Origin of the sequence: Shewanella algidipiscicola (assembly GCF_003605125.1) — a bacterium.
GTDB lineage: Bacteria > Pseudomonadota > Gammaproteobacteria > Enterobacterales > Shewanellaceae > Shewanella > Shewanella algidipiscicola.
Map to the genome: position 1 here is coordinate 106,576 of NZ_QPQT01000013.1, position 19,008 is coordinate 125,583.

A 19,008-nucleotide genomic window follows, 5' to 3' on the forward strand; every position below is an offset into this window, starting at 1 on the left:
AAAAATGTAGATATTCTGTTTTTTGTTGTGTAAGTTTACAGATGACAGCGTTGTCATTTGCTTGTGTGGCATCTCTGTTTGTAAGGCTTGCATGATGTAGGAAGAGGTCTCTTACATGCATGTGTTTGGCAGTTGCCGCTTGGGTCAATCAAGCGTAATTGTGTTTGATGTTTCCTATAGTCTCTCCCCAGATGCTAGAGATAGCTAGGTGCTTTATTCTGTGAATTACAGTTACTGCACCTAGCATTTTTTTATGGCGATTTTTAGTGACTAATAGCGAAGCATCATAGTGGCGAACGGCATTTCAAGTCGCTGTCGTGAGACCATTATTCGGCGTCATTGGCATGCAAAACACTGTGTTAATCATAAGTTGAATATATGCCATTGCGTATCGCTAAAGCCCGCAAATTCGGTATCACGCTTTGTGGATAAGATAATAGAGGAAGCCCATGAATAATAAACTTGTCGCAATCGCTGTGATGCTCACCTTATTCGGTGCAGCGTGTAGCGAAAAGCCACTCGAGGCGGTATCTCTGCCCGCAGCAACGACCAATGCAGCAGTTGCCATTACGCCTGCATCTCAAAACGGCACGATATCGCAACAGCAGTTGCATGACTTTGCCAACACCTTGGGGGTTACTTACGCAACGCTGACGAACTATCCACAGCAATGCACCAGTAGCGGTGTCGATGGACGCTGTTTTGCCGCGCAAATCACTTTTACATCGGCAATTGATTTTAAAGCGCGCGACTGGGCGATTTATTACAGCCAACTGCGGCCCGTTAAGGCGGTGTTATCACCAGAGCAATCGCCCGAGTTATCACCTGAGTTTGCTATTACCCATGTTAAAGGTGATCTACATAAAATTACCCCCACCGAGCAGTTTGCCGGTTTTGAGGCCGGGCAAACATACACTGTGGATTTTATCGGGGAGTTATGGCAATTATCTGAAACGGATGCGATGCCTAATTACTATGTTGTGGCGCCTGGACTTGAGCCTGAGGTGATTGCCAGCACTCGCTTGGGTATCGATCCTGATACTGGCATGGAGACGCGCCCCTACGCCGTGGCATTTGTCAGTGAGCAAACTCAATATAAGCGCAGTGATACCGATACGCTTAAATGGGCTAAGGCTGAGGTGTTATTTGAGGCCAATGCTCAGGTGCAGCCCGAGCCGACACTTGCTATTAACACCATAATTCCTACACCTAAATCGCAAATTATCGACAGTGCTGCACCAGCGGTGTCACTCAGTTCTGGCTATAAGTTATCAGCTACAGAGGTCAAGCGTAGCGCAATTGATGCAGCATTGGCACGCCTTGAGCGCCTTGGTGTTACCGAGCAAAAGCAGGGGATATCGTTGACGTTACGCCCCTTAACGAAACCACTTATGGCAGGCGGTTATCAACTCTCCATCACGCCGGATAACATTACGATCCGTGCTGACGATGATGCCGGATACGCCTATGGTATCGCTTCGCTCACAAGCCTTATCGATGTGAATACGCTTAGCGTAAATACCATGCAGATTGAAGATGAACCAAGATATGCCTTTAGAGGCATGCATGTCGATGTGGCGCGTAACTTTCACAGCAAGCAGTTTATCTTAGATCTGCTCGATCAGATGGCAGCCTATAAGCTTAACAAGCTGCACCTGCATATGGCCGATGACGAAGGCTGGCGATTAGAGATTGATGGCCTGCCCGAATTAACCGACATTGGCAGCAAACGTTGTCACGACTTGCAGGAAAATAGCTGTCTGTTACCACAGCTGGGCAGTGGCCCAGACGCCGCGAGCGCTGTTAATGGTTATTACACCAAAGCCGATTATATCGATATCCTTAAATATGCTAACGCGCGCCAAATCCAAGTGATCCCCTCGATGGATATGCCAGGACATTCGCGCGCGGCCATTAAGTCAATGGAGGCGCGCTATCGTAAGTTGTTGGCAAAGGGTGATATTGCGGCGGCGAATCAATATCGTTTAATCGATCCCCAGGACACCACACAATACGCCTCAATCCAATATTATGACGATAATACGCTTAACGTGTGTCTGGAATCTTCATTCGATTTTGTCGGCAAAGTGGTCGATGAAATAGCCCTGCTACACCAGCAAGCAGGCCAGCCATTGACCGTCTACCATATTGGCGCCGATGAAACGGCAGGCGCTTGGATTGAGTCGCCAGTATGCCAAGCGTTTTTACACAATAATGATAAAGGCGTGGCCAGTGAGCAAGATTATGGTGCCTATTTTATCGAGCGCGTCGCCAATATACTGGCTGAAAAAGGCATAGAGGCCGCGGGGTGGAGCGATGGCATGAGCCACACTCGCCCAGAGCGGATGCCGGCTAATATCCAGAGCAATATTTGGGATGTGATCTCCTATGACGGTTTTAAGCGTGCACACAAACAAGCTAATTTACAATGGGATACTGTGCTGAGTAATCCTGAGGTGCTCTATTTTGATTTTCCTTATGAGGCCGATCCGAAAGAGCATGGCTATTACTGGGCAAGTCGTAATACCAACGAGCGCAAGATTTTTAGCTTTATGCCCGATAACCTACCCGCTAATGCTGAGCAGTGGACCAATATCGAAGGCCAACCCTTTACCGCGGACGACACCATTAAACTTAATGAGCAAGGGCAACGCCTCAGCGGTCCCTTAGCCCGCGGGGTGACATTTCGTGGCCTTCAAGGGCAAATATGGAGCGAGACTATTCGCAGTGACGATGTTGCCGAATATATGATTTTTCCACGTTTATTAGCACTGGCCGAGCGTGCTTGGCATCAAGCCGACTGGGAAGTGCCGTATCAGCACCAAGGGGTTGTCTATCATCAAGATAGCGGCTTCTTTACTGATGATATGCGCGCCAAGCAGCAGGCTCAATGGCAGGTTTTTGCCAACACGCTTGGCCATAAAGAGTTGCTAAAACTTGATATGGCCAATATTGCCTATCGAGTACCGACCCTAGGGGCACGTATTGAAGGTGGCATGTTGCAGATTAACCACTTCTATCCTGGTTTGCAGGCCGAATACCGACTTAATGGAGGTCAGTGGCAACCTTATACTCAACAAGTCGAGGTTGAAGGCAAAGTCGAGGTCAGAGGCGTGGCGGCGGATGGGCAGCGCAAAGGGCGCATACTCAGCGTCAATTAATCAGCTGGAATGTAAGAGTGACAACCTGCTACCTGGGCCACTCTTTTTCATGATTTCCATCAACAAGCCGTGGCATGACTGAGCCTTTTTGATGGGCAGCTACTTCAGTTTTCGATGCGAAGCTTGCATTATCAAGAGCAATTATCGATTCGATGCTAGGTGGCATGTTAGTTGTCTATCGATAGCAATAAAATAAATGACAACGCTGTCATTGTTGTTGTAACATTGTATTAACTTGCAATGGCGACCCAAAGTTATGCTTTCGATTAACGGTAATTTTGGATATTAACACGGTAAAAGAGGTCCGTAATGGGATTGAATCAGACGAAGGATACGCCCTTATACATAGGTATAGATGGTGGGGGAAGTAAATGCCGTGCGACCATCTATGCTGCAGACAATCGTATTTTAGGCAGCGGCGTTGCAGGGCGCGCTAATCCACTTCATGGTTTATCGCAAACCTTTGAGTCGATTCAACAATCGACCGCGCTGGCGTTAACCGATGCTGGATTAGCCTTAAGCGATAGCCACCAGCTCATTGCCGGATTAGGACTGGCTGGGGTTAATGTGCCGCACCTATACCAGCAAGTAGTAAACTGGCAGCATCCCTTTGCGCAGATGTATGTCACAACCGATCTACACGCCGCCTGCATTGGCGCCCATAATGGAGGCGATGGTGCAGTTATCATCACAGGTACGGGGTCGTGTGGCTATGCCCATGTCGGTGAGCAATCTTGTTGCCTGGGTGGCCATGGCTTTATGTTAGGCGATAAGGGCAGCGGTGCTTGGTTAGGGCTGAAAGCGGCCGAACAAGTGCTGTTACACCTCGATGGGTTCGCGCCGGCCACGGCGCTAACTGAGCGTTTGCTGACACATTTTAAGGTGCACGATGCCATGGGGATCGTGGCGCATTTAGCCGGACAATCCTCCAGCTGCTATGCCACGCTGGCACGGACGGTGTTAACCTGTGCCAATGACAATGATGAGGTTGCCAAATCGATTGTGGTCGAAGGCGCCGCTTATTTGAGTCAGCTAGCCCATAAATTGTTTGAGCTTAATCCGCCGCGTTTTTCAATGATTGGTGGCTTAGCCGAACCGTTAGCCCCTTGGTTGGATAGCGATGTTGTGGCCAACATAGCGCCGGTGATCGCGCCGCCAGAATTTGGTGCCGCTTACTATGCCCGTCAGCAGGTGGCTGTACAATCTATCACACGTTAACTATTGCACGCCGCCAGCGTTAACGGCTTCAGGGGACATTAGTTATGCAACAAACCTTAATAGCAGATCGACTCTTTGATGGTGAACAGTTTCATCATCAGCTGCCCATCACGCTAGAAGATGGTCATATCCGCGCATTTGATACGGTATCGGGCGTTGAGCCCATTAAACTGACAGGCACCTTAGTGCCTGGGTTTATCGATATACAGGTGAACGGCGGCGGTGGAGCACTGTTTAATGCCGATCCTAGTGTTGAATGTATTAACACCATAGGCCGTGCTCACGCGCAGTTTGGCACCACAGGATTTTTACCCACCTTGATCACCGATAAGGTAGAGGTGATGCAGCGGGCTGCCGATGCTGTTGCCCAATCGATAGCTCAAGGCTGCCATGGTGTACTAGGGGTGCATTTTGAGGGCCCGCACTTGTCGGTGCCCAAAAAAGGGGTACATCCGCAATCGCATATTAGGCGTATTTCTGATGCGGAATTAGCCATCTTTAGCCGCAACGATTTAGGCACCAAAGTCGTGACGCTCGCGCCTGAAAATGTCTCCACCGAAGTGATTGAGGCATTAGTCGCACAAGGGGTTAAGGTCTGCTTAGGCCATTCTAACGCCGATTATGACACGGTAGTAGCAGCCTTGGCGGCCGGAGCCACCGGCTTTACTCACCTATTTAATGCCATGTCACCAATGGGGTCGCGGGAGCCAGGTATGGTCGGCGCCGCCATCGAGAGTCGTGACGCCTGGTGCGGGTTGATTGTCGATGGTCACCATGTACATAGCGCTGCCGCTAAAGTGGCTATTTACGCGAAACCTAAAGGTAAGGTGATGCTAGTGACCGACGCCATGCCGCCTGTCGGTATGGCGCAAGATGCCAGTTTCGAACTATTTGGCACGCAGGTGGTTCGCCAAGGTTCGCGTTTAAATGCGGTGACAGGTGAACTGGCGGGCTGTGTACTTGATATGATGGGTGCGGTGAATAATAGCGTCAACTTACTCGGATTATCACTCGATGAAGCGCTGCGCATGGCGGCTCTCTATCCGGCGCAGTTTATCGGAAATCAGGCGCAGCGGGGGCAGCTGAGTATTGGCGCCAAGGCCGATCTGGTACTGTTAGACCAGCATAAGGTGCAACAAACCTATATTGCAGGGCACTTGGTGTATCAAGGTTAACGCATTTGAATCAATAACAGGCCCTAAAAGCATGACTTTTAGGGCCTTGCGCTATTTAGTGATAGCTCAACTACATCATCTTTATAAACATCATAGGAAGTATGCCGATGCAAGCCGAGCAGGCCAAGATGGTTAAGCCGAGATTAATGTCACTCGATGCCTTACGTGGCTTCGACATGTTTTGGATCTTAGGCGGTGAAGCCCTGTTTGCCGGCCTCTTCGCTTTGACCAGCTGGCAAGGTTGGCGCATTGCCGATGCTCAGATGCAGCACAGCCAATGGCACGGGTTTACCTTTTATGATTTGATTTTCCCGCTGTTTATTTTCCTCTCGGGCGTTGCGCTTGGATTATCGCCCAAGCGGCTTGATGTTTTGCCTTGGTCTGCTCGCTGGCCTGTGTATCGTCACGCAGTAAAACGTTTGTTATTACTGTTATTTTTGGGTGTGCTTTATAACCATGGTTGGGGTGTCGGGGTGCCGGCAGCTTTAGACGATGTGCGCTATGCCAGTGTACTTGGCCGCATTGCCTTTGCCTGGTTTTTTGCCGCCATCTTAGTGTGGCATACCAGTTTGCGTACTCAAATTATCGTGGCGTTGGGGTTGCTGATTGGCTACGGTGCGATGCAATTACTGCTGCCAGTACCGGGTAGCGGGGCAGGTGATTTATCGATGGTGGGCTCGATTAATGCGTATGTCGATAGCCATTTTCTCCCCGGGATCACCTACCAAGGACGAGCAACGGATCCCGAAGGGATACTATCCACTTTACCCGCGGTGATTAACGCCCTTGCTGGGGTGTTTACCGGGCACTTTATTGTTAAAACGCACCCCAAAGGAGAGTGGGCTAAAGTGGCGCTGTTGCTGCTGATTGGCGTTAGCGTATTAACTTTAGGCTGGTGGTGTGATGGCTTTTTGCCGGTAAATAAAGATCTGTGGACCAGTTCATTTGTACTGGTCACAACGGGCTGGAGTTTATTGTTACTCGGCGTATTTTATGCGCTGGTGGATGTGCTGAAATGGCATAAGTTGGTTTATGTTTTCGTGGTCATCGGCTGTAACGCCATCATCATCTATTTAGCTTCTAGTTTGGTGAAATGGGACTATATAGCCCGCAGTCTCTTTGGTGGGCTTATTGATGCTTTACCCATTAATGCGCAGATATTAGCCGCCACGCTAGCCTTGTTGTTGGTACAGTGGTTGTTGCTTTTTTGGATGTATAAGCGTGACATATTTATTAAGGTCTAATTTTTACTACTGTATGGTTTAATTGTCTTTAACCAGTTAAATCTTGAGGTTAGCGTTTTATTTAATAAAAACCCAAAATGACAGCGTTGTCTTTTTGGGTTTTATGTTTTAACATCAATGAAACAAGGTGGCAAAGAGTCTAGTTGAATAAGCGTCGCCATTGTCATGAGTACCATTATCAATACTGAGCCGGTATAGGTTAGCCCCATACCAATATATTAATTACTATAAGAAACTTGGCTTATGGAAATGACATTAAATAGCGAAAATAAGCGCAGCAGCGTGATCCCGATGGCGATTGTCGCAGGACTGTTTTTTATCTTGGGTTTTGCGACGTGGTTAAATGGGTCGCTGATGCCTTACCTCAAACAGATCCTACAACTCTCCCCCCTACAAGCGTCGTTAATCCTCTTCTCTTTTTATATTGCAGTGACATTTACTGCCTTACCCTCGGCATGGGTGATCCGCAAAGTAGGCTATAAGAGTGGTATGGCTTTAGGTATGGGAATCATGATGTTGGCGGGCTTACTCTTTATTCCCGCGGCTAAAACACAAATATTTGCGCTGTTTTTATTGGCTCAGTTAGTGATGGGGACAGGGCAAACTTTACTGCAAACAGCGGTAAACCCCTATGTGGTAAGAATTGGTCCAGAAGAATCGGCAGCAGCGCGCGTTAGTGTAATGGGGATTTTAAATAAAGGCGCGGGTGTGATTGCCCCTATGGTGTTTACCGCACTCATTTTAGACAGCTTTAGTGATCGCGTCGGCATAGAGCTTACCCAAGTGCAAATTGATGAAATGGCTAATAGCCTAGTGTATCCCTATATGGGAATGGCGTTATTTATCGGCTTTTTAGCCATTTTAGTGAAGAAGTCGCCATTACCTGAGCTGGCTAAGGAAGATGATGAAACCTTAAGCGGTAAAGGGCACACTCGCGAAGCGTTATCGCACCCTAATCTTGCCTTAGGTGTGGTTGCGCTATTTTTCTATGTCGCGGTTGAGGTCATTGCTGGCGATACCATAGGTATTTTTGCCTTAAGCTTAGGGATCGAAAAATATGGTGTCATGACTTCATATACCATGATCTGCATGGTGTTAGGTTATATCTTAGGTATATTAACTATTCCGCGCTTTATCTCTCAACCCACGGCCTTAACCATCTCGGCGGTATTAGGTATCTTGCTGACATTGGGCATTTTATTGGGGAGTAATGAGTCCTACGTGATAGCCAACACCCTATTGGTGCCTCTAGGTGGAGTCATGCTGCCCGACACCTTGTTGATGATCGCCTTTTTAGGTTTAGCTAACGCTATAGTGTGGCCTGCGGTGTGGCCTTTGGCGTTGTCGGGTATGGGTAAGTTGACCAGTACAGGCTCTGCGTTACTGGTGATGGGGATTGCCGGTGGTGCGTTTGGTCCCTTATTCTGGGGGATAACCAGCTCAGCCACCTCTTTGGGATTGCAAGGCGGCTATATGGTGATGTTACCTTGTTATCTGTTTATTCTGTTTTATGCCTTGAAAGGCCATAAGATAAAAAGCTGGAAGTGAGCCAGTGATCGAATAACATGATTATCAAAAGGAGCGCAGGCTCCTTTTTTTATGCGCTATTTTTTATTGATAACAAGGCGCTATCTTTTGCTTATTTAAAGCCATTCAAGAACAGGTTGGTATTGCGTGACAGATGATGGCTTGGGCTTGGAACCATGACGTTTGTCTTTCGCCTAAGTAAGGGCCAGAGATAATGACGTACATGGTAAGCTTGGCTTAATCAATACCGCTTGTTGATAAGGTGATGGTAAATTTTAGGCATAAAAAAACCACTCAAAGAGTGGTTTTTTTATTTTTATGGTGCCGGCACCAAGAGTCGAACTCGGGACCTACTGATTACAAGTCAGTTGCTCTACCAACTGAGCTATGCCGGCTTAACTGTTACATCTAAATAGTGGTGCCCGAACCCGGAATCGAACCAGGGACACGAGGATTTTCAATCCTCTGCTCTACCGACTGAGCTATTCGGGCAACTAAACTAAGTGTTAGTTAACTACTTCAAACCAGGTGTTTGTAACCCGTCTCGTTTGGAGTGCGCGTATAATATAGCGATGATATTTTTACTGCAAGTGCTTTTTTAGATAAATTTAATCGCATGGTCAGTTAGTGTTCGAAGTGGTTTTTTTTTATCAAAAACGCTGCTTTTTAATACTGATTTTGGGCGTTACCAATAGCGAGAGTGACTTTAATCGCAATTGTTTTCGGCAAAAGTTTGCCTCGTTTGAGCCGATTTATCTGGGGATTGTTTGCTAATTCTAAAAAATAGAACGTTATTGGCTAAATTACGCGCTATTACTCTTTCTAAATCGAAAGTAATATCAAAAACAGAATCAATAGACAGGATTAATCCATGATTAGGAATACGCAGAGTCGTTATGGTGTCGTCAGCATGGTGTTGCATTGGCTATCGGCTGTAGCTGTGATTGGTCTGTTTGGGTTGGGTTACTGGATGGTGGGGCTCACTTATTACAGTAGTTGGTACCAAACGGCCCCAGCACTACATAAGAGCATAGGGATCCTGTTGCTGCTTGCCACTATTGTTCGCTTATTGTGGCGCTGGGGTAACCCTAAACCTCAGCCATTGGCTCAACACCAGCGGTGGGAAAAGCGATTGGGCGCCTGGGTGCATGGCCTGTTGTATCTCTTATTAATGGGGATCTTTGTCAGTGGTTATCTGATCTCTACCGCTGATGGGCGTGGCATATGGGTATTTGAGCTATGGCAACTGCCCAGTATGGGGGAGTTATTTGCAGGCCAAGCCGATATAGCTGGCGTGGTGCATCAATATTTGGCCTACAGCCTTATTGGCTTGGTTATTGTTCACGCCCTAGGGGCGATTAAACATCATCTAATAGATAAAGACTCTACATTAATCAGAATGACTACATTTAAGGAGATAAAATGAAACAGGGTATGCTAAGCAGCGTTATTGCAGGTGCACTTATGATGTCGGCCCAAGTAAATGCCGCCGATTATATTATCGACACGCAAGGCGCCCATGCCTCAGTGCAGTTTAGTGTGAGCCACCTAGGTTACAGCTTTGTGGTGGGGCGTTTTAATGACTTTTCAGGTGATTTTAGTTTCGATAACAGCGATATTGGCGCCTCTAAGGTCAACGTCACTATCAATACTGCCAGTATCGACTCTAATCATGCTGAGCGCGATAAGCATCTGCGTAGTAGTGATTTTTTAAATGTGGCTAAGTTCCCTAAAGCTACCTTTACATCGACCTCTGTGGAGCCACAAGGTGATGGCGAGTTTGTACTTAAGGGGCAGTTGAATCTTAACGGTGTGACTAAAGATGTGGCTATCGACGCCCATTTGGTGGGTGAAGGTAAAGACCCTTGGGGTGGTTATCGTGTTGGCTTTGTTGGCAAAACTGAACTCGCGCTAAAAGATTACAATATTAAGATGGACTTAGGGCCAGCCTCTAGCCATGTTACTTTAGATTTAGTGGTTGAAGGTATTCGCCAGTAAGTTTACAGCTTAGATAGGTTCATCATGGCTAACCTGCTTACTTTATATCAGTAAACTAAACATAGGTAAGCGAAATAGCGATAAGTTAAAGCCTCGAGCCCTTATATTGTACTGCGGGTATCGAGGCTTTTTTTAAACTTAGCCCACTTCATTATCTTGATGATATTGGTAGTTAAATTTTGGCATGCTCCAGTGATAGCGAATGGCTAGCATTCTAAAGCCAAAACCAAAAGTCAGTGATAGGGCTAAATTAAGCCAACTGGCTACCGCATAATGCTCTAGGACGATATACAGACTCGCCGTGAGCAAGGCCACTAAGGCATAGAGCTCTTTTTGGAAAACCAATGGTACTTGGTTACATAAAATATCTCTGATCACGCTGCCAAATACCCCTGTGACTACGCCCATCACAACTGCCATTACTGGGCTAAAACCCAGCATTAAGGTTTTCTGCGCGCCAATGATTGAAAACACGGCTAAGCCGAGAGCATCTATGGTTAAAAATAATTTGGATAAATAGCGCATCACAGGTGCAATGATCACTGTGAGTAGCGAGGCAAAGGCGATAGCGACCAAGTAGTGCACATTTTCGACCCAGATTAATGGGTAGTTACCCAGTAGCATATCTCTGAGTGTCCCGCCGCCAATGGCGGTTGCACAGCCGATGATCACCACGCCAAACAGATCCATTTGTTTGCGCCCAGCACAGAGTGCACCGGTCATGGCTTCGGCGATGATGCCAATAAACCAAAGTATGGTGATAAATTCAGCTTGTTGCATTTGTTGCTCTCGTTGATCAAATGGAGCCGGATTTTGCCTGATGACAAGGCAAATTGACAACGATATTTTTTATGGATTTTGATTAGTTTTATTAATCTTTAACTGTGGGCTCGTTATATGTTGTTATTGATGTAGCACGGTATCTTACTCGGTTTACATTTGTTTTTTACTTAGGGATTTTTATGCCATGGATCATGGATCTTCATCGCGGTTAGGTGTTGCTAAAGATATCGGTCCCATTTTAGGGCTAACAATTTAAAGCGCTTTGTGTAACCACCCACTCTACAGGATCTTTACAGGCTCTGGTTTTTAATTAAAAGGTGGTTTTATGACGTTTTTCCAATAAGGTTCTGTTTCAATAAAAAATCCTCTCCTATGCTGGCGAGGATTTAAGCCGAGGAGTAAGATGCCTGCACTGTGTATTGTGTAGCGATAGGATAGGGGAATAATGATAGATTTTCGCAGTGATACGGTAACTCAACCAACTGTGGCGATGCGTAAAGCGATGGCCAGCGCCGAGGTTGGCGATGATGTCTATGGAGACGACCCCACGGTTAACCGATTAGAAGCGATGGCGGCAGAACGCTTTGGTTTCGATGGCGCTCTGTTTACCTCGTCGGGCACTCAAGCCAATTTGCTGGCGCTGATGTCGCATTGTGAACGGGGCGACGAATACATTTGTGGGCAACAGGCGCACAACTATAAATTTGAAGGGGGCGGCGCCGCAGTACTGGGCAGTGTGCAACCGCAGCCATTAGCCAATCAGGCCGATGGCTCTATATTGCTGAGCGACATTGAAGCGGCCATCAAACCCGACGATATTCATTTTGCTAAAACCCGCCTGCTTAGCTTAGAAAACACCATTGGTGGCAAGGTGTTGTCGGCACAATATCTGGCAGATGCTCAAGCGCTAGCATTCAACCATCGTCTTAAAATCCATCTCGATGGTGCTCGGATTGCCAATGCGGCAGTGGCCCAAGGCGTAGCGATAAGTGAACTTACCCAGTATTTTGATTCAGTGTCTATCTGCTTGTCAAAAGGCTTATGTGCGCCAGTGGGCTCGCTGTTGTTGGGTGATGAGCGTTTAATTAACAAGGCGCGGCGTTGGCGTAAAATGCTCGGTGGTGGTATGCGTCAAGCTGGGATACTGGCCGCTGCCGCAGAGCTGGCACTTAACGAGCAAGTCGAGCGTTTAGCCATAGATCATGACAATGCCCATTATCTTGCCGAGCAGCTTCAGGGCGTGGCAGAGTTTGAGGTGAATGTCGCCGAGGTGCAGACGAATATGGTGTTTACTAAAGTCAGCGATAAACTCGACATTACCGCTATTGCTAAGGTATTAAAAAAACAAGGGATATTACTAAGCCCTGGTTCGGTGATGCGCTTAGTGACCCATGCTGATATTAGCCGCAATGATATCGATACCTTTATTAAGGCACTTAAAGCCCTGCTTTAAACTAGGGTCGTTAGCCACAAGCCACCCATGGGCTGGCTTGTGGCTAATGCTATAAAGGCTATTTGCCCACGCTAATGATGGTGGCCGCCGCTTGTCGGCTGAAGTTTTTCGCCATCTGACGAATAAAACCCAGAGCTGCCGTGCTGAATAAATCCTTGAGTGATCATTTTAGCGATAAAGGGATCGGACTCGCTGTCACCCACATCGGCAAAGTCAAGATCTTGATAGTCAGCGATAAGTCGATTAAAATTATCACCATTAATCGCTTTTAGTGTCGTCAATTGATAGCTTATGCGCTGATCTCCAGTATCGATTGTCAACGACTTAGGCAGTGATAGCTGTGGTAACCAGTCAATGCTGACTAATGGTTCGGCCTCATTCTTGTTATGAGCATTGCGATATTGCTGCTGTGCGTAGCATTGGCCTTGGCTACTGTCCACGAGGGAGAGCTGCGCTAGGGTATGGGGGGCGATAAGGTGAAATTGTCTGTCGATATCACTGGCGATATTCAGTGCGAGCAGATCGCCACGGCGATAGCTAATCGAGCGTTTTTCGGCGGGGAAATAACGCACATATTCCCCATTTTTATGCCAGGCTTCAAAGCTGACTTGGTTATGTTGGTGGAGGATGTTGTCGTTAAAACGAGTCAGAATTAACCCTGTATGCTGCTGCGTATTGGTATGATGATCTGTAGTAGTGATCTGATAGCTTGCTTGAAATTGACTGCCGCTGATTGCGGTATCACATGGCTCATCCATGTCAGTTGCGATATTCGCCCCTATCTTTGATGATGCTATTACTTGAGTGGCGTAAGTGCTATTGCACATAAGCAGCAACACGCACAGTAGAGACATAGTTATTGCACTGCTTATCGGCTTCATGAGCGGTTGAGGGTGGCAATACATCGAAGACTCCTTAGTCTTATTATATGCAATCAGTGAGTTGTAATTAATAAACCGCAGCCTAGGACATAACACAAGATCACTCTTGTTGCTCTTCACTCATAGGCTGCAGTGCTTGCAGCTGCTTACTGCACGGCGGCATTAGCCTTATTGACTAAGTCGCCAGCGTAATTCATCACGTGAAAGAGATGATTTTGCTCTACGGTTCCCTCAATTAGGCTTGCACCAGGACCGCGAGCAAATATTGCCACATCTTCACCTGCGTGGGTTTCACTGCTTAGCGGTACTAACGCCTCTTGATGAAAGCCCGCGCTTTGGGGATCGGTGTAATTCAGATCGACTCGCCCGGCCAGCGCGGCGGTGTTGTAACGCTCATCACCTCCGGTTGCTAGCGATGCAAACCCTAAACCGTTGGCGTAACCGACAGTGGTGTAAGGCATTCCGTTGGCATCGGTGGCATTAGTTGCCGATGGCAAACCGTTGGCATCGTTACTTTTTACTAAGCCTAAAATAGGGTTGCCGCGGGTAGGGTAACCGGCAATGGTAAATACGTGGCTATGATCAGCCGTTACCATCAACAAGGTATCGTTTGCCGACGTTTTTTCCATGGCGACACGAACGGCCTCTGACAAGGCAATGGTGTCGTGTAGCGCCCGTGCAGCATTACCTGCATGGTGTGCATGGTCGATACGGCCAGCTTCAACGATTAATACAAAGCCTTGATTATTTTTGCTGAGAATATCGATGCTTTTTGCGGTCATCTCCGCCAATGACGGCTCGCCTCGTACGCCGGTTTCGACTCGATCATAGTCATATTCCATGTGAGATGAGTTAAACAGCCCAAGCAGGTGGTCGGTACTGGCGGGATCTAAGTTAATGAAACCGTCTCGATCGCTGACATATTTAGCGTTTGGGTACAGGGCTAGCCACTCGGCGGTTAAGTCTCGGCCATCGTTGCGTTTACCCGCTTTGCCTGTGGCATCGACCACAGTGCTGGGGATAAACGCACGCCGTCCACCGCCCATGACGACATTGACCCCTTTGCCTTGGTTAAAATCTAATAGCTGCGCGGCAATGTCTTTACAACCATTGGCGACAGCTTCGGCGGGTAGGTTGCTGTCTGCTTCCCAATCTCGCTCGGGCACGTGGGCATAGGTTGCGGCGGGGGTCGCATGAGTAATACGCGCCGTTGACACTACGCCCGTAGACAGTCCCGCTATCGAGGCTAATTCCAGTGCCGTCATGAGATTTTGTCCTGATGTTGATGCGCAGTTACCGCGCGTGACACCTTCGGCTTGAGAGATAACCCCTACATCGGTTTTCACGCCAGTGATCATCGCCGTCATTGTGCCTGCCGAGTCGGGAGTTTGGCCATCGACGTTATAGGTTTTAGCTAAGCCAAGGTGGGGTAGGGTTTCAAAAGAGAGTGAGTTCTCCTCCCCAGTGGCACCATTTAGTTGGCCTTCTAAGATGCGCGCGGCGGTGACAGTCGATACCCCCATACCATCACCCACGAATAAGATGATGTTCTTGGCGGCACCAGCATCAGTATTAGGCGTATAGTCAGCGGCTTGGGTGACTCTATTTTGGCCATCGATATACCATTGGTTCGCTGCGCTCCAATCTTTACCGTTTTGACCATTTGTACCAGCCGAACCATCGGTGCCGTTTATGCCATTGTCACCATCGCTACCACAGGCGGTTAGTCCCAAAATGGCGGCGATAGACAGTACCAGTAATGTGTTGTTCATGGTTATAGCTCCTAAATTAATACTTAGTACCGCCCAGCGATTGGGCTTGGTTGATAATATGGAAAATGACATTTTGCTCCATTACGCCTTTAACCAAGTTAGCCCCCGGCCCCGTGGCGTGTAGGCTAATATCTTCACCGGCGTGAGTTTCGCTGCCCATAGGAATGAGTGCTTGCTGCATAAAGTCGTTTTGCTGGGTATCAACGGAAGTTAAATCATCACGTTGACCAATAACGGCGCCAGGGCCGTTGGTGTACCCCAGTGTGGTGTAGGGCTTGCCGTCTAAGGCGGTTGATAAATTGCCATCTACATCATGTACTAGCCCCAAGATAGGGTTGCCGCGTTTAGGGTAGCCTGCGATGGTGAATACATGGCTGTGGTCGGCAGTGACCAAAATGAGGGTCTCTTCTGGGTTAGTGTTGTCATAGGCGGCTTGGACCGCATTGGACAGTTCCACTGCATCCATCAAGGCGCGCTTAGCATTACCGGCATGGTGAGCATGATCGATACGACCCGATTCGACAATCAACAAGTAACCGTTATCATTTTTATTAAGTAATTCAATAGATTTAGTTGTCATCTCTGTGAGAGAGGGCTCACCAGCCACATCGTTAGCTCGATCGAGTTCATATTCCATATGTGATGAATTGAATAGCCCTAGCAGGTGATCGGTGTTGGCAACATCGATGGCATCGAAATCATCTTTATTCCACACGTAAGCGGCGTTATCGAAATTATCGAGCCACGCTTGGGTCAGATCTAGGCCATCTTTGCGGCTACCGTTTTTGTTTTCACCGTCGGTAACGGTATTGGGGATAAAGGCGCGGCGGCCCCCGCCTAGGGCGACAGACAAGGCATGGTCTTTGTCCCGCATGACCATCTGATAAGCAATATCTTTACAATCATTGGCGATGGCTTCGTTTGAAAGGTTACTGTCGGCTTCCCAATTTCGTTCTGGGCTATGGGCGTAGGTGGCGGCTGGCGTGGCATGAGTGATGCGCGCTGTACTGACGACACCGGTCGATAAGCCTTTGGCATTGGCAAGATCGACCAAAGTCACTAATTCGTTCCCCTTAGATGATAGGCAATTGCCACGCAAGCTAGTATCGGAAACCGATAGTACGCCAGCTTTAGATTTTACGCCTGTCGCGATAGCGGTCATGGTTCCAGCACTATCGGGAGTTTGTTGGTTCGTGTTATAGGTTTTGACTAATGCCGTGTGGTTGAACCGTTCGAAGCTTAAGGCGTTCTCTTCACCGCCTTGGTTACCTGTGATCTGTTGACCTTGGTAGATACGCGCCGCAGTCAGGGTTGAAATTCCCATACCATCGCCGACAAATAAAATCACATTTTTAGCTTGGGTCTTGGTGGTTAGGTTGGCCTTATCCATAACTCGTTGGGCACTATCGGTAAACCAGGGACTGTTTGACTGAACGCTTGGTAGCATGGCGCTGTTGGCTGCCATGGTTACTAGGCTACACGAGATCAACGCCGCTACTCTTTTTATCATCATCGCTTCATCATCCGTATGTTGATTAAAATTAGTTATCAGTTGAGATAACGCGCGGTGATTGTCTGTTATCGAGATGACAGAAATGGGTCAGTCGGATTGCAGTTATATGAATGCCAAGTGCTTTTTTGGTGGGAGGTTATGATTGAGTTTGGTGCACCTAGCACCAAAACGGTGCTGTCATTAACACTGAGATATTTTTAACCAATTGATTATAAATATATTTATATGTTGGCCTGATTGTTGAGTAAGGATAAAAGAAAGATATTGGATGAGAGTAACGATTTACCTGTAGAGGGTGGGTCATTTGTAAAATGGGAGAGCATAAATGAAATACTACAGCAGACGTTTTGTTAAGCCAGAGCACCTCAATCCAGCAAATACGCTATTTGGTGGCCAATTACTCAGTTGGATAGATGAGGAAGCGGCCATTTTTGCTGCCTGCCAGATGCGCAGCCAAAGTATAGTGACCAAGATTATTTCAGAAATTAACTTCATGACGCCCGCTAGGCAGGGGGATGTCATTGAATTTGGTTTGGAGTTGATCAGTGCGGGGATGACATCTATCACGGTGCGCTGTGAGGTGCGTAATAAGGTCTCCTTGTTACCTGTGGTAAGTATCGATAAGCTGATTTTTGTCAATGTCGATGAGCATGGTCAGCCTAAGGCTCATGGTATGCGCGCCAATGCGGCCTAATGTGTCACCAGCTGGCGCTTATATCGTAAGCGCCTTATTTGATTGATGTTACTAACGGGCATGTGACCAAGGTTTGTTAGTCCTCTTTGCTCAGATCTTCTTTAACCGAAATGACCGCATCACGAGAGGCGTGACCAATTGCCCGAGTGACATCACGAGTGGTATGGCCGATTTCAGTGGTGACATCGCGGGTTGTATCCCCGATGGTGCGGCCTGTATCTTTTAATTCGGCGCAGCCGCTGATGTTAATCAACGCCGCTAGGATAATAATGGCTTTCATGTGAGCTTATCTCGATAGGTAGTACGGCCATTCTAGCCCTTTATCTAACTCAGTAAAGCTATGTTTGCCGAATCGTAACCTTGAAAGCTTATAACCTAGGATGTGGATTAAGGTATGGGCTGATTATCCAATTGACAGGCTGTGAGGGAGGACACGTTGGAAATAGGTATTATAGGCCAAAATAAACTACCTCCGCAGGTGGAGGTAGTATAGGGGAGCAGGGAACTATCCTTGGTGTTAGTCCAGTTTAGATAATCTCTGCTGATAGTCTTTGATCAGGTGCGCCATGATTTCTTGTACGGAAGTATCTTTAGTGAAATCATCCATATAGATCTTAAAGGTGACTAAAATATGGCCGTTACCTTTAAGGCGACCACTGCTCATCGAAAAATAAGAGCTTTCACCGTCAGCCTCTCTGACAACAAACCCTTCCTGTTCAAAGATACGATGACCGGAGCGATCGTGCCATTTAGTGATGCGGTTGAGGCCTATTTCGCATGATTCGTTAAATTCGATATGGTTTTGCCATGTGGTGGGATGAGCAGGATCTTTAATGTGTGGGCATCGAACTGTGTAGTTGTAAACATGAGAGATTGCTGTCATAAATTACCTACCTGAATTATGGATATCAATGCCATCATAGGCATCGCGCTTCTTTTCGGTCAATGTTTATTAGACTCAATACATGGAAAAAGTTGATTGAGCACTTGGGGTTATAACTTACTGTCGATCTTTTGTAACACGACTACAGCACGCATAACCTGTGCAATGTCTCATTTCTTATAGTCTTACGTGTTTTACATCACCACTGCTTAATAAAGCTACAGCTAATCGAGTTGTATCAAATATGGGGCTGCAGAAAACGGTGAAGTGGTGTTTGATAACTCAAAGACAGTGACGGGAGCGGTAAAACATCATGCTCACAGAGCAACATAAGGTGTATCTTGAGGCATTTATATTTAATCGGTATGTATAGTAATCGCATACATTGTTGGAACGTTATTTATCATCTTTAGGGATAAGAGATCAGCATCAGCACGAAAAGCAGATACAAAAAAGGCGACCTAAGGTCGCCTTTTTTTCGCAGTTAAGCGGGGTAATGTAGCTGCTTATGCAGGAACTACGTTAGCCGCTTGAAGGCCTTTTTGACCTTGCTCAACTTCGAAAGAAACTTTTTGGCCTTCTTCTAGGGTCTTGAAACCGTCAGAAGCGATAGCACGGAAATGAACGAACACGTCAGCGCCGCCATTTTCTTGAGAGATAAAGCCAAAACCTTTATCTTCGTTAAACCATTTTACAGTACCAGTAG

At 47.2% G+C, this 19,008-nt stretch carries 16 protein-coding genes and 2 tRNA genes; 9 read left to right on the plus strand and 9 right to left on the minus strand.

Features of this window, described 5'->3' with window-relative positions; genetic code table 11:
• Window positions 1–449 precede the first annotated feature (449 nt).
• The 5 genes from DVO77_RS14650 to nagP all read left to right on the plus strand — a co-directional run bounded on the left by DVO77_RS14650 (window position 450) and on the right by nagP (window position 8,346).
• A complete protein-coding gene (locus DVO77_RS14650) occupies window positions 450–3,161 on the plus strand; it encodes a family 20 glycosylhydrolase (RefSeq protein WP_119978846.1) in 2,712 nt (903 codons plus the stop codon).
• Window positions 3,162–3,470: 309 nt separating this feature from the next.
• Window positions 3,471–4,379, plus strand: a complete 909-nt coding sequence (gene nagK / locus DVO77_RS14655; RefSeq protein ID WP_119978847.1) for an N-acetylglucosamine kinase — start codon at window positions 3,471–3,473, stop codon at window positions 4,377–4,379.
• A gap of 44 nt (window positions 4,380–4,423) precedes the next feature.
• Window positions 4,424–5,554, plus strand: a complete 1,131-nt coding sequence (gene nagA, locus DVO77_RS14660) for an N-acetylglucosamine-6-phosphate deacetylase (protein WP_119978848.1) — start codon at window positions 4,424–4,426, stop codon at window positions 5,552–5,554.
• Between the two features lie 107 nt (window positions 5,555–5,661).
• Window positions 5,662–6,798, plus strand: coding sequence for a transmembrane glucosamine N-acetyltransferase NagX (gene nagX / locus DVO77_RS14665; protein ID WP_119978849.1), 1,137 nt, complete (start codon window positions 5,662–5,664; stop codon window positions 6,796–6,798).
• A 243-nt stretch (window positions 6,799–7,041) separates the two neighbouring features.
• Window positions 7,042–8,346 carry an N-acetylglucosamine MFS transporter NagP gene (gene nagP, locus DVO77_RS14670; RefSeq protein ID WP_373317393.1) on the plus strand — a complete coding sequence of 435 codons (1,305 nt, stop codon included), beginning with the start codon at window positions 7,042–7,044 and terminating at the stop codon, window positions 8,344–8,346.
• 298 nt (window positions 8,347–8,644) lie between these two features.
• Here the strand turns inward: nagP and DVO77_RS14675 are convergent.
• Together DVO77_RS14675 and DVO77_RS14680 are read right to left on the minus strand one after the other, a co-directional pair.
• Window positions 8,645–8,720: transfer RNA gene (locus tag DVO77_RS14675), tRNA-Thr, on the minus strand.
• Window positions 8,721–8,741: 21 nt separating this feature from the next.
• Window positions 8,742–8,817 (minus strand) — tRNA-Phe (locus DVO77_RS14680).
• A 379-nt stretch (window positions 8,818–9,196) separates the two neighbouring features.
• Here DVO77_RS14680 and DVO77_RS14685 point away from each other — a divergent pair.
• Both DVO77_RS14685 and DVO77_RS14690 read left to right on the plus strand, forming a co-directional pair.
• The gene (locus DVO77_RS14685; RefSeq protein WP_119978850.1) at window positions 9,197–9,751 is read left to right on the plus strand and encodes a cytochrome b; all 555 of its coding nucleotides are present in this window, start codon (window positions 9,197–9,199) and stop codon (window positions 9,749–9,751) included.
• Entirely contained in the window at window positions 9,748–10,323 is a 576-nt protein-coding gene (locus DVO77_RS14690; RefSeq protein WP_110456532.1) for a YceI family protein, read from the plus strand. The genes DVO77_RS14685 and DVO77_RS14690 overlap by 4 nt, the downstream gene beginning before the upstream one ends.
• Before the next feature lie 138 nt (window positions 10,324–10,461).
• On the opposite strand, the gene DVO77_RS14695 is transcribed toward DVO77_RS14690, so the two are convergent.
• Complete coding sequence (locus tag DVO77_RS14695) at window positions 10,462–11,103, minus strand: trimeric intracellular cation channel family protein (protein ID WP_110456531.1); 642 nt, start codon at window positions 11,101–11,103, stop codon at window positions 10,462–10,464.
• Between the two features lie 448 nt (window positions 11,104–11,551).
• On the opposite strand from DVO77_RS14695, the gene ltaE reads away from it, so the two are divergent.
• On the plus strand, window positions 11,552–12,559 hold the full coding sequence (gene ltaE, locus DVO77_RS14700; RefSeq protein ID WP_119978851.1) for a low-specificity L-threonine aldolase: 1,008 nt from the start codon (window positions 11,552–11,554) through the stop codon (window positions 12,557–12,559).
• A gap of 71 nt (window positions 12,560–12,630) precedes the next feature.
• On the opposite strand, the gene DVO77_RS14705 is transcribed toward ltaE, so the two are convergent.
• The 3 genes from DVO77_RS14705 to DVO77_RS14715 all read right to left on the minus strand — a co-directional run bounded on the left by DVO77_RS14705 (window position 12,631) and on the right by DVO77_RS14715 (window position 16,725).
• Complete coding sequence (locus tag DVO77_RS14705) at window positions 12,631–13,317, minus strand: hypothetical protein (RefSeq protein ID WP_119978852.1); 687 nt, start codon at window positions 13,315–13,317, stop codon at window positions 12,631–12,633.
• Between the two features lie 269 nt (window positions 13,318–13,586).
• Entirely contained in the window at window positions 13,587–15,212 is a 1,626-nt protein-coding gene (locus DVO77_RS14710) for an alkaline phosphatase (RefSeq protein ID WP_119978853.1), read from the minus strand.
• A gap of 16 nt (window positions 15,213–15,228) precedes the next feature.
• The gene (locus DVO77_RS14715) at window positions 15,229–16,725 is read right to left on the minus strand and encodes an alkaline phosphatase (protein ID WP_119978854.1); all 1,497 of its coding nucleotides are present in this window, start codon (window positions 16,723–16,725) and stop codon (window positions 15,229–15,231) included.
• 325 nt (window positions 16,726–17,050) lie between these two features.
• Between DVO77_RS14715 and DVO77_RS14720 the strand changes: the two genes are divergently transcribed.
• Window positions 17,051–17,419 carry an acyl-CoA thioesterase gene (locus DVO77_RS14720; RefSeq protein ID WP_110456526.1) on the plus strand — a complete coding sequence of 123 codons (369 nt, stop codon included), beginning with the start codon at window positions 17,051–17,053 and terminating at the stop codon, window positions 17,417–17,419.
• Window positions 17,420–17,495: 76 nt separating this feature from the next.
• On the opposite strand, the gene DVO77_RS14725 is transcribed toward DVO77_RS14720, so the two are convergent.
• The 3 genes from DVO77_RS14725 to cspE all read right to left on the minus strand — a co-directional run.
• Window positions 17,496–17,699, minus strand: a complete 204-nt coding sequence (locus DVO77_RS14725; protein WP_119978855.1) for a hypothetical protein — start codon at window positions 17,697–17,699, stop codon at window positions 17,496–17,498.
• A gap of 237 nt (window positions 17,700–17,936) precedes the next feature.
• Window positions 17,937–18,302: a cytoplasmic protein gene (locus tag DVO77_RS14730; RefSeq protein ID WP_119978856.1), complete on the minus strand. Its 366-nt coding sequence runs from the start codon at window positions 18,300–18,302 to the stop codon at window positions 17,937–17,939.
• A gap of 506 nt (window positions 18,303–18,808) precedes the next feature.
• Window positions 18,809–19,008 (minus strand): transcription antiterminator/RNA stability regulator CspE (gene cspE, locus DVO77_RS14735; protein WP_162924199.1); only part of this gene is annotated, 200 nt, incomplete at its 5' end.